We start from the raw sequence: 10,639 nt of genomic DNA on the forward strand, positions 1-10,639 counted from the left end.
TTCGCCGTACGCGTCGAGGGCGCCGACGACGTCCTCGCGGTCCAGGCCGAGGTCGAGAGCCAGGTGGTTCCGCGTGCCCGCGGGGACGACGACCATCGGAAGCCCGTATCCCGCGGCGATCGTGCCGACCATCGCCTGCGATCCGTCGCCGCCGGCCATGCCGAGCACGTCCACGTCGCCGCTCGCCGCCTTCTGACGAACGGTCTCGAGCCAGTCCATCCCCGGCTCGAGCACGACCGGTTCGATCCCGCGTCGCGTGCACTCGTCCACGAGGTGGAACCGCTCGGCCTTGCCGCCACCGGACTTGAGGTTCATGAACAGCACGCCGCGCTCCGCCGCCGGCACCGGCGTGCCCGGGGTCTCGCTCTGCTTCAGGGCGGCGACGGTGCTGCCGAGGGCGTACTTCGCGAGTGCGACGACGGCGACGAGGGCGGCGATCCTGATGACGAGCGAGACGCCGAGGAAGCCCTCGGCGTTCATGATGCCGACGAACAGGGCGACGACCGCCAGCGCGGCCACGACGGTCGCGACGACACGGCGGGTGCCCGACCTGGTGAGTGCGATCCAGCCCGCACCGACGAGCGCGGCGAGCAGCAACAGCTCGACGAGCACGCGGAGCGGGTCCTCGACGACGCGGACGACGGTGCCGACCACGACGGCGAGGACCACGAGGATCGCCGCGATCGCCGCCAGCCGCCGCAGACCCCGATGGCTCCCGCCCGATGCACTCACGCCCGCGAGCCTATCCGCGGCCGGGGGCCGCTTCCAGCGTTCGACTCATCGAGGTGTGACCATGCGAACCTCGGTCGGCGCTCCGGGCGAGCCGCCGGCCGCGGCCGAGTACTCCGGCAGGCCGACGCACGTGAACAGCAGGGCGTCGAGCGGCTCGCCGAGGAGGGAAGGCACCTCGCTGTCGACGAACGTCATGCCGGAGGCGCCGGCACCGAGGGCGTAGGCGAGCAGGTGCAGCCGGCCCTCGACCAGTCCGGCAGCGAGCTGCGCCTCGCGGTACGAGCGGTCGTCGAGCGCGCCGATGTCGGCCGCGCCGATCACGACGAACGCGGCGTCGTGCGCGAGCCCTTGCTCGAGGCAGACCCTGTAGAGCTCGTCGCGCATCGCGCCCGTCTGCACCGGCGCGGACAGGTTCGGCCAGCGATAGACCCCGGGCGATGGTCCCTCGACGTCGTGCACCACGACGAAGTGCGGCAGGTCGATGCCGCGCAGCGCGGCGCTCAGGCACGTGCGCAGCAGGCTCTCAGGCACGCCCCGAGTGGGGTCCATGCGGCGTTGCGAGCCGCGTGCCAGCACGACGGTCTCGATGGGTTCGCCTCCTTCGTCCGGCACGTCGACCGGGGCGCCGCGCTCCCACGGCGGCCCCAGCGCGTCGCCGTCGCCGGCCCGCTGGGCGCTCGTCACGAGCGGGAACTCGACGGGCTCCGCGTCGACCGCGCCGGTCGTCGCCACGCCGGTCGCGTCGAGCGCGGGTGCCCCCTCGCCGAGCGTGACGACGGCGACGGGCCACTCGTGCACCCCGTCCGCGCCGACGAGCGCGGTGACGGCCGCGTCGGGGAAGCGGGTGTGGAGCAGCGCGGTGAGCCCTGCGGAGTCCGCCGCCGCGAGCAGCTGGGAAAGCATCGTGCCGGCGTCCCAGTAGACGTGTCGGAACCCACGTTCGCGGTAGCGCCAGCCGGTGCGCCACGGCACGCCGGTGACGACCACGGTCGGTGCCCCCCCGCGCGGTGGCGGCCCGATCCGAACGAGGGCGTGGTCGAGCGGGTCGTACCAGTGCACGCCCGCAGGCAGCCGCGCGCCCTCGGGCACGGCGACGTACACCTCGAGCGGGAAGCGTCCCCCCGCCGACCCCGCGGCGCGGAACAACCAGGTCGCGTACGGCCGCTCCGTCGTGCGCACGACCCCGGCGGACAGGTGGAGCAACCGTGAGAGCTGTCCCAGATCGGGTTCGGCCAGAGCGACGCTCGCGGAACCGGCCAGCACGGCGACGGCCGGGGCCGTCGAGGACGGTAGGTCGCGGGGGAGCGAGCTGCGAGGCAGCGTCGCCTCGTAGCGCTTGTAGAACCAGGGGAGGCGATCGAGGTCGTTCACCTCGAGGTCCTGCAGCACGCGAGGATCGTCGACGGGCTCGTCCCACTCCCGGCCGGGCTCATAGGACGTGAGCCGGTGCAGCGTCCGTGTCGGGGTCTCCACGCCGTGGTCTCCCGCCCGAACGCCGAGGTCGTCCCTCTCCGGGTCGTCAGTCCCGACGGTCGTGGCGGCGTTCCTTCCGGCGCCGGTGCCGGCGCATCACGCCGAGTCCGAACCACACCAACGCCCCGAGGAGCGCGGCGGCCAACGTGAGGAGCCACAGCGGCCAGGTGAAGTGCCAGAAGAGGAAGTCGAGCCGGACGCTCTCGGTGTTCTGGAGCATGAAGACGACCAACAGCCCGACCCCGACGAGCGAGGCGATCGCTCCGCCGCCGAGCCGGCGTCCCTCCGACTCGGGACCCGTGCCGGGACCCTTCTGGACCATGGCCGATCCCCCCTCGATTCGGTGATGCGTCGCGGGCCGAGCGAGGGCCCGCGATCCGGAGCATCCTCTCACACGCTGCCCGTGACTACGCTCTGTGTGAGGGCCTCCACACCAGAAGGAGTCGAGGGGAGATGGCCGAGAAGATGAAGCGCAAGCAGTACGAGCGGGAGATGCGGCGCCTGCACGGTGAGCTCGTCGCGATGCAGGAGTGGGTCAAGTCCTCCGGCGCCAAGATCTGCATCGTGTTCGAGGGTCGCGACACGGCGGGCAAGGGCGGCACGATCAAGCGGATCACGGAACGGGTGAGCCCCCGCGTGTTCCACGTGATCGCCTTGTCCGCTCCGACCGAACGCGAGAAGTCGCAGATGTACGTGCAGCGCTACCTGCCGCACTTCCCGGCCGCGGGCGAGGTCGTGATCTTCGACCGCAGCTGGTACAACCGCGCGGGGGTGGAGCCGGTCATGGGGTTCTGCACCCCCGAGGAGACCGAGCGGTTCCTCGAGCAGGCGCCGGCGGTCGAGAAGGCGATGGTGGAGTCGGGCATCCTGCTGCTGAAGTACTGGCTCGAGGTCGGTCCCGACGAGCAGACCCGGCGCCTCGAGAGCCGCATCAACGATCCCCGGAAGGTCTGGAAGCTCTCGGACATGGACCTGAAGTCCTACAGCCGCTGGTACGACTACTCGCGGGCTCGGGACGCCATGTTCGCCGCGACCGACACCGTCTGGGCGCCCTGGTTCATCGCGCATACGGACGACAAGCGGCGGGGCCGTCTCAACATCATCAGCCATCTGTTGAGCCGGATCCCGTACGAGCCGCTGGAGCCGCGCGACGTGGCCTTGCCCGAGCGCCAAGACGCCGACGGCTACGTGGAGCCGGACCTGCCGCTGCGACACATCCCCACGCCGTTCTGACCGTCGCGTTCACGGGCTTCACGAGAGTCTCGCGAACGTGGCAGAGTGGCGGTGTTCGAAGACACCGAGCGAGGGGGGAGTGGGATGAGCGAGAAGGACACGTTGGTGGTTCTCGGCGCGTCGTACGACAGCGTCGCCGACGCCGAGGCCGACTACGAGGCCGTGAAGGCGTTGTACCGCGAGGCCGGCGTCGGGCACGACTTCGACGCGGCGGTGATCGAGCGCGATGCCGACGGCAAGGTCAAGGTCGCCAAGAAGCACGAGCAGCCCACGCGGCACGCCGCGTGGACGGGCCTGGCGATCGGCGCGCTGACCGCGATCCTGCCCGGCATCGGGCTGGGCGTGGGGGCCGCCGTCGGCGCCGGCGTCGGGGCGGTCGCCGGGCATATGAAGGGCGGCATGAGCGACGACGACCTCAAGGAGCTCGGCTCGGTCTTGGACAAGGGGCAGGCCGGATTGATCGTGCTGTACGCGACGAACATGGCCGATCAGATCGCCGCCTCGATCAAGGCCCAGAACCGCTACGTCTCGAGGGAGATCGACGCGAGCGCCGACGAGCTCGCGAAGCAGCTCAAGGCCGCGGAGGGCGAGTAAGAGCGGTCTGCATCGACGCCCTTTGCCCGTTCACCCGATCGAGGGTGAGCGAAGGGGGAGTCCGGGAACGCCGGCCTCGATCGCCACGATGCTCCAGCCTCCGAGGCTGGAGATGGCGAGGCGATCGAGGTCGGCGCCGATGAACGCGACGTTCGCGGGCTGGTTCAAGGCGACGCCGTCGGGGTCGTCGAGCCAGATCTCGGGCCGCCCCTCGGGCGTGACGCGCCAGACCCGGTCCGGGCGGTAGCACCCCACGAACATCGTGCCGTCGGCCGCGAGCGCGATGCCGTCCGGCTGCGAGCCTGCGAGTTCGACGAGCGTCTCGGGAGCGCCCGCGGCTCCGTCGGGGCCGATCGGCACCCGCACGACCCGCCGCCGGCTCGACTCCACCACGAGGAGCGCATCGCCCTCGGCCGAAAGGCAGCACCCGTTCGGGAAGCCCGGCACCCGGTCGGTCCAGACGTCGGTCGTTCCGTCGGTGTCGACCCGGAACACCAGCCCGTCGTCGGCGCCCCATGCGCCGGAGTCGGTCACATAGAGGTCGCCCAACCCGTCGAACGCCGTGAAGTTCGGCACGCGGATCGGGTGGTCCGGCGTTCCCGTCGAGTACGGGCAGATCGTTCCGTCGGCGGCGACGCGGGCGATCTCCGCGCGGCCGAAGTCACACGCGAAGACGGTGCCGGCACCGTCCACGGTGATGCCGTACATGAACCCGCCGGTCGACGCGATCTCGTCGACCACGCCGTCGGCCTCGATGGCATAGACCTGGCCGGCTTCCCCGCCCGCGTACACGCGACCGTCGGGTCCCCAGGCCACACCCTCGGGATGGTCGAGGCCGGTCGCGATCGTCTCGAGCCGATCGAGCATGGTCATACCTCCCGGTCGTAGGACGAGATCAGTCCGACGAAGGCTCGCACGTTGGCACGACGACCACCGGCGTGCAGCGAGAGCACGGAAGCGTCCCGCTGCCACGCCGCGAGGAAGACCGGCACGTCGTTGTGGCAGCAGCCGTCGGGCTCGTGGCGAAAGACGACGACGTCGTCGGGGACCCCGGCGGGGACGATGCGTTCCGACGTGACGATCTCGGGGGCGTGATCGCCGAACCAGCTGACGAAGGCGGCCGCTCCCTCGTCGGTCTCGAACACGAGGCCACGCGCGACCACCCTGGAGAACGCCCCACGGCCACCGCCGAAGGAGCGCTGCGCGGCGCGCACGAACCCGGCGTCGTCGAGGACCGATCGAAGGTCGTCGGGGTGCGTGACCTCGTTCGCGAGGTGGTCGGCGTCGACGGACGTCGTGTCGCTCGTCATGCGCGGGAGCGCGGAGGCCGGCAGCAACGGCGGCGTCGGTCCGGCCGCGAGCCCACCGTCGGTGGCCGGAGCCGACGCGCAGGCGGAGAGGATCACGACGACCGCGACGGTGCGAGCGAGGCGGGTCATCGCGGTCATCTCCTTCGAGCGCCGGGTGCCTTGCCCCGGGCAGCTTCCGCGCGCATGATACGTGCCACCAGCGGTGCCCGCGTCCAGAGGGGGGAGAGCGGCCATGGTGCAAAAGCGTTTGTCCAGTCCGATCGACAGGCGGGACTTCTTGCGGTACGCCGGCTTCACCGGCATGACCGTCAGCATGGCCGGGGTGCTCGCGGCCTGTCGGGAGGCCGAGACGCCCTCGAGCGGAACCCAGGGATCGGGGCAGGCGTCGATCCCCCCGATCGAGGACGAGCCGGGCGGCCTGCAGGTCTTCGACTGGTCCGGATACGGCAACGGCGACTACTACGTCCCGGAGGAGAAGAAGTTCCTCTGGGGCCAGTACGCGAAGGCCACCGGCGACACGCCCGAGTTCGCGCTGTTCGAGAACGACGACTCCGCGTACACGAAGGTGGTGGCAGGAGCCCGGTACGACGTGGCGCACCCCTGCGGATACCGGTACAAGGACTGGGTCGACCTCGACGTGCTGCAGCCCTGGGACACATCGCTGATCCCAAACTTCTCGCAGCTGAACCCCAAGCTGATGACGGCGGGTCAGTTCGACGGACAGCAATACTTCGTGCCGCTCGACTGGGGGTACATCGCGCCGCTCGTGAACCTCGACCACGTCGACGGCAGCGACGAGACGTTCAACGTGCTCTTCGACGAGCGGTACAAGGGCAAGATCGCGTGGGTCGACACGCTCAACATGATGGTGGTCGCCGCCTACGCCCTCGGGATCGCGAACCCCTGGGACATGACCGACGAGGAGCTCGCCGAGGTGCGCGACTTCCTCATCTCGAAGAAGGGGCTGGTGCGCTTCTACTGGAACCAGTCCTTCGACTTCTGGCGCGCGTTCAAGACCGAGGAGGTGTGGGCCGGGTACTCGTGGCCCGACACGGTCGGGTACGCCGACGCCGCAGGCATGAACTATCTGTACATGCAGCCGAAGGAGGGCCGCATCTCGTGGGTGTGCGGTATGGCCCTGTTCGCCGACTCCCAGAACTACCACCACGCGCACGAGTACGTGGACTCGTGGGCGAGCAAGGAGGCGGCGGAGTTCCTGCTCGCGTACTACTACTACGGGCACACGAACACCGCGGCCGATCTCGACGTGGTGCCCGAGGGCGTTCGCACGGCGCTCAGCCTCGACGATCCCACTGCGCTCGACGAACCGAACTCGCATCCGGAGACCTTCATCCCGCGGCGCAGCGTCTATCAGCAGTACTGGAGCGAGGTGCAGGCGGCCTGAGCCGGCCACCTGGCCGGAGGTAGGCGATGGCGACGACGCCGGAGGCGACCGCGAGCGCGGCGGAACGGTCGTCGGTCGCCGACCGGGCGTATCGACGACATGACCGGCGCGCCACGGCGGGCCTGCTGTCCGGCCCGCTGCTCTGGCTGCTGCTGTTCTTCGTGATCCCGGTCGGGTTCGTGGCCGCCTACAGCGTCGGGGGGGTCTCGCTGTTCCTGACCGACACGGGCGTGATCTCGCTCGCGAGCTGGGAGCGGCTGCTCACCGGCGGGTCCGTCTACATGAGCCTGTTCTGGAAGTCGATCCGCATGTCGCTCACGGTCTCGGCCGTGGTCGTGCTGCTCGCCTACCCGACCGGGTACTTCCTCGCGATGTGCGTGCGCCGCCGGAAGTACGTGCTCCTGCTGTTGATCATCGCCCCGTTCCTCACGAGCTACCTGCTGCGCGTGCTCGCGTGGAAGGTGATCCTCGGCGACGCGGGGGTGATCAACTCGTTCCTCACGACGGCCGGCGTCACCGACGAGCCGGTGAGCTGGCTCCTGTACAGCCAGTTCACGGTGATGCTCGTGCTCGCCTACATCTGGGTGCCCTTCGTCGCGCTCCCCGTGTTCGTGAGCCTGGAGAACCTCGACCGCAGCCTGCTCGAGGCGGCCGCGGACCTGGGGGCGAACCGGCTCCGCACGTTCGTGCGAGTGACGGTGCCGCTCAGCCTCTCGGGGGTGTTCGCGGCGTTCCTGTTCGTGTTCATCCCGACGATCGGGGAGTTCGTGACGCCGCTGCTCGTCGGCGGCACGAGCGGGTACATGTTCGGCAACTCGATCCAGGATCTGTTCACGAAGGGGCTCGACTGGCAGACGGGATCGACGCTGGCGTTCTTCCTGCTCGCGGTCGTCGCCGGGCTGATGGCGGTGTTCGGACGGTTCCTCAGGATGCGGGCGGTGGTGCAGTGAGCGACATCGCCACCTCGCCGAACACCAGGCGCGGTCTCGCCCTGTTCTTCGCGCTGCTGGTCGTGTTCCTGTACGCGCCGATCGTGATCCTGGCGGTGTTCTCGTTCAACGACGGCGACGTGAGCTTCCCGCTCGCCGGGTTCACGCTCGACTGGTACCGCAGGTTCTTCTCGAACCCCAACATCTTGGAGTCGCTCGAACGGAGCGCGATCGTCGCGGCGGTCTCGAGCCTGATCGCCGTGGCGCTCGGCGTCGCGGCATCGTTCGCGCTGTTGCGTCGGCGGTTCTTCGGGAAGCCGGCCGTCTCCGCCCTGGTGTTCTCGCCGCTCGTCGTGCCCTACGTCGTGTTCGGCATCTCGCTGCTCGTGATCTTCACGGCGCTCGACAGGTTCCTCGTGTCGAGCACGGGCTCGTACATCGGCCTCGGGTTGCACACGGTGGTGATCGGCCACGTCGTGGTCTCCCTGCCGTACACGGTGCTCACGATCGTGCCCCTGCTCGAGCGATTGAGCGTCGACCTCGAGGAGGCCGCGAAGGACCTCGGCGCGAGCCCGTGGCAGTCGTTCCGGCGCGTGACGTTGCCGCTGCTGATGCCGGCCCTGGTCTCGGCGTTCATGATCGCGTTCACGCTCTCGTTCGACGAGTACGCGATCGCGTCGTTCCTGGCCGGGGATACGCCGACGTGGCCCGTGTACCTGTTCGCGCAGCTGCGGGTGCCGAGCCAGCTGCCGCAGCTGCTGGCGGTCTCGTCGGTCGTGCTGGTGGCCTCGCTCGGCATCGTGCTCGCCGCGGAGATCGGCCGGCGTCTGGCGGAACGCCGTTACGTCGGTGAAGGGGTTCGGCCCACGGGATCGGCCTAGCGCAGGCTTTGCGCAGTTGGGCAGGGTTTGCCCAGACTTGACAATCTCTGCCAAAGCTCGCAATATCCACGTCGTGGATGCCCGTGCCAACCCGTACACACCGAACGCGGGAGCCCGGCCACCGGCACTCGTCGGTCGCGACGGAGAGCTGGAGGCGTTCGACGTGCTGCTCGCGAGGCTCCGGCGCGGGGTCGCGGAGCAGTCGATGATCATCACGGGTCTTCGCGGTGTCGGGAAGACCGTGCTCCTCGGGGAGTTCGAACGGAGGGCGAAGAGCGTCGGATGGGCAACGGTCGACGCCGAGATCTCGTCGGACGCCCCGTTCGGTCCACGGATGTCGCAGCTGGGGAGGCGGGCGTTGCTGGAGCTCTCGCCTCCTTCCCGATGGCGAGAACGCCTCGCCCGGGCTGCCGGGGTCCTGAAGTCGTTCTCGATCAGCGTCTCGTCGGACGGGACCGTGAGCGGGAGCTTCGATGTCGAGGCGATCGAGGGGGCGGCGGACAGCGGCGATCTCAACGAGGACCTCACCGACCTCCTCGTCGCGATCGGTGAGGCGGCCCAGGAGCAGGATGTCGGCGTCGTCTTCCTGCTGGACGAGTTGCAGCTGCTCTCCCGGCGCGAATTCGAGGCGCTGATCCAGGCGCTCCACAAGGTCGTGCAGCGGCAGCTGCCGTTGACCATGGTCGGAGCGGGATTGCCGCAGCTGCCTCGGCTCGCGGCGGAGGCGAAGTCCTACGCGGAACGCCTCTTCCGCTTCCCCGTGATCGGCGCGCTGCCACCCTTGATGGCTGCCGAGGCGCTCACCCTGCCCGCGAACGAACTCGGTGTCTCGTTCGACGAGCGGGCGATCGACGCCGTGGTGGTCTACACGGGGGGCTATCCGTACTTCATCCAGGAGTACGGGAAGGCGCTCTGGGATCAGGCGGAGGGGTCTCCGATCAGCGCGGTCGAGGCGGTCGAGGCGCAGGCGATCGTCGAGGCCAAGCTCGACTCGAGCTTCTTCAGGGTTCGCATCGAGCGTGCGACCCCACCGGAGATCGCCTACCTGAGGGCGATGGCGGAACTGGGCGCGGAACCACAGCGCGCGGTCGACGTGGCCCGGGTCCTCGGACGGGCATCGTCCGTCGTCGGCAAGACGCGATCGCGGCTCATCGAGAAGGGCCTGCTGTATTCGCCCGCCTACGGCCTCGCGGCCTTCACGGTACCGCAGTTCGATCGGTTCCTTCGTCGGACGTTCCCGCTTGCCTCCCCGGGTCGGGGCTGAGGTCCAGCCGTCCGAGGATCAGTACTTGCCGTAGAGGTCGCTCTTCGGATCGAAGAACCCGCCGGCGGGGCGCGCGTGCGCGTGCCAGTGATCGGGGATGCGCCGGCGCTCGGGGTCGACGTAGAACCCCTCGTCGCCGTATCGCTCGGCGGCCACCCGCTCGAGGTGGGCGATCAGCCGCGCCTCGCGCTCGGGTTCGGGCAGCCCGTGGGTCCGCCACACGACCATCGGGGTGCGGCAGACGATGCACTCGGCGATCCAGCAGTCCTCGTCCTCGTGCAGCCAGTCGGTCATGCGCTCCGCCGTGCAGAGCAGGCACTCGTCAGCCGATGGGTCCATCGGTCTCCTCGATCGTGTCGCCGACCTCGACGCCGTGTCGCTCGAACCATCCGGCGTTCGCCTCGATCGCCAACACGTACCGGTCGTCGGCGCGATACGTCGGGCACGGCTCAGCGTCGCACGGCTCCATCTCGAGGATCGTCACGATGCGCCGACCGTCGTCGACGAAGGCGATCGAGAGCGGGATCAGCGTGTTCTTCATCCAGAACTCGCCCGACTGGGGCTGATCGCCGAAGTCGAAGACCATGCCCTCGTCGTCGGGGAGCGACGTGACGCCCATCAGCCCTCGGCGACGCTCGTCGGCATCGTCGGCGACGCGCACGGAGAGGGTTGCCCCGCCCTCGAACGTGATCGACCCCTGCGCCTCGGGTGCGGGCCGGCCGTCGTCCGTGCACGCCACGAGCAGGGCGGGCGTCAGCAACGCTGCCACGAGTATCCTCACGGACCCCATGGTCGCACGAGCCCGGTGGGAGGCCCGG

At 69.7% G+C, this 10,639-nt stretch carries 13 protein-coding genes; 6 read left to right on the plus strand and 7 right to left on the minus strand.

Features of this window, described 5'->3' with window-relative positions; all coding sequences use genetic code 11:
• The 3 genes from VFI59_09190 to VFI59_09200 all read right to left on the minus strand — a co-directional run.
• Positions 1–732, minus strand: a 732-nt coding sequence (locus VFI59_09190; GenBank protein HET6713869.1) for an acylglycerol kinase family protein, incomplete at its 3' end; no start/stop codon positions are given.
• 45 nt (positions 733–777) lie between these two features.
• Entirely contained in the window at positions 778–2,205 is a 1,428-nt protein-coding gene (locus VFI59_09195) for a hypothetical protein (protein HET6713870.1), read from the minus strand.
• 46 nt (positions 2,206–2,251) lie between these two features.
• A complete protein-coding gene (locus VFI59_09200; GenBank protein HET6713871.1) occupies positions 2,252–2,527 on the minus strand; it encodes a lipopolysaccharide assembly protein LapA domain-containing protein in 276 nt (91 codons plus the stop codon).
• Positions 2,528–2,658: 131 nt separating this feature from the next.
• Between VFI59_09200 and ppk2 the strand changes: the two genes are divergently transcribed.
• Entirely contained in the window at positions 2,659–3,438 is a 780-nt protein-coding gene (gene ppk2, locus VFI59_09205) for a polyphosphate kinase 2 (protein HET6713872.1), read from the plus strand.
• 84 nt (positions 3,439–3,522) lie between these two features.
• Entirely contained in the window at positions 3,523–4,032 is a 510-nt protein-coding gene (locus tag VFI59_09210; GenBank protein HET6713873.1) for a DUF1269 domain-containing protein, read from the plus strand.
• Between the two features lie 30 nt (positions 4,033–4,062).
• Here the strand turns inward: VFI59_09210 and VFI59_09215 are convergent, their stop codons facing one another.
• The gene (locus tag VFI59_09215; protein HET6713874.1) at positions 4,063–4,899 is read right to left on the minus strand and encodes an SMP-30/gluconolactonase/LRE family protein; all 837 of its coding nucleotides are present in this window, start codon (positions 4,897–4,899) and stop codon (positions 4,063–4,065) included.
• Positions 4,900–4,901: 2 nt separating this feature from the next.
• Entirely contained in the window at positions 4,902–5,471 is a 570-nt protein-coding gene (locus tag VFI59_09220; protein ID HET6713875.1) for a hypothetical protein, read from the minus strand.
• 103 nt (positions 5,472–5,574) lie between these two features.
• Between VFI59_09220 and VFI59_09225 the strand changes: the two genes are divergently transcribed.
• The 4 genes from VFI59_09225 to VFI59_09240 all read left to right on the plus strand — a co-directional run bounded on the left by VFI59_09225 (position 5,575) and on the right by VFI59_09240 (position 9,821).
• Positions 5,575–6,747 (plus strand): extracellular solute-binding protein, encoded by a 1,173-nt coding sequence (locus VFI59_09225; protein HET6713876.1) that lies wholly within the window; start codon positions 5,575–5,577, stop codon positions 6,745–6,747.
• Between the two features lie 26 nt (positions 6,748–6,773).
• Positions 6,774–7,697, plus strand: coding sequence for an ABC transporter permease (locus tag VFI59_09230; protein ID HET6713877.1), 924 nt, complete (start codon positions 6,774–6,776; stop codon positions 7,695–7,697).
• Positions 7,694–8,557: an ABC transporter permease gene (locus VFI59_09235; protein HET6713878.1), complete on the plus strand. Its 864-nt coding sequence runs from the start codon at positions 7,694–7,696 to the stop codon at positions 8,555–8,557. The genes VFI59_09230 and VFI59_09235 overlap by 4 nt, the downstream gene beginning before the upstream one ends.
• A 73-nt stretch (positions 8,558–8,630) precedes the next feature.
• Positions 8,631–9,821: an ATP-binding protein gene (locus VFI59_09240; protein ID HET6713879.1), complete on the plus strand. Its 1,191-nt coding sequence runs from the start codon at positions 8,631–8,633 to the stop codon at positions 9,819–9,821.
• Between the two features lie 18 nt (positions 9,822–9,839).
• Here VFI59_09240 and VFI59_09245 read toward each other — a convergent pair whose 3' ends face one another.
• Positions 9,840–10,160 (minus strand): hypothetical protein, encoded by a 321-nt coding sequence (locus VFI59_09245; GenBank protein HET6713880.1) that lies wholly within the window; start codon positions 10,158–10,160, stop codon positions 9,840–9,842.
• The gene (locus VFI59_09250) at positions 10,144–10,602 is read right to left on the minus strand and encodes a DUF192 domain-containing protein (protein ID HET6713881.1); all 459 of its coding nucleotides are present in this window, start codon (positions 10,600–10,602) and stop codon (positions 10,144–10,146) included. Before VFI59_09250 ends, VFI59_09245 begins: the two co-directional genes overlap by 17 nt.
• Between the last annotated feature and the right edge of the window lie 37 nt (positions 10,603–10,639).

The sequence above is a fragment of the Actinomycetota bacterium genome (assembly GCA_035697485.1).
Lineage (GTDB): Bacteria > Actinomycetota > UBA4738 > UBA4738 > HRBIN12 > JAOUEA01.

Bases quoted from the DNA above. Each gene is read 5' to 3' on its own strand.
- VFI59_09200 (HET6713871.1), bottom strand. From the start codon at position 2,527: ATGGTCCAGAAGGGTCCCGGCACGGGTCCCGAGTCGGAGGGACGCCGG.
- ppk2 (HET6713872.1), top strand. From the start codon at position 2,659: ATGGCCGAGAAGATGAAGCGCAAGCAGTACGAGCGGGAGATGCGGCGC.
- VFI59_09210 (HET6713873.1), top strand. From the start codon at position 3,523: ATGAGCGAGAAGGACACGTTGGTGGTTCTCGGCGCGTCGTACGACAGC.
- VFI59_09215 (HET6713874.1), bottom strand. From the start codon at position 4,899: ATGCTCGATCGGCTCGAGACGATCGCGACCGGCCTCGACCATCCCGAG.
- VFI59_09220 (HET6713875.1), bottom strand. From the start codon at position 5,471: ATGACCCGCCTCGCTCGCACCGTCGCGGTCGTCGTGATCCTCTCCGCC.
- VFI59_09225 (HET6713876.1), top strand. From the start codon at position 5,575: ATGGTGCAAAAGCGTTTGTCCAGTCCGATCGACAGGCGGGACTTCTTG.
- VFI59_09230 (HET6713877.1), top strand. From the start codon at position 6,774: ATGGCGACGACGCCGGAGGCGACCGCGAGCGCGGCGGAACGGTCGTCG.
- VFI59_09245 (HET6713880.1), bottom strand. From the start codon at position 10,160: ATGGACCCATCGGCTGACGAGTGCCTGCTCTGCACGGCGGAGCGCATG.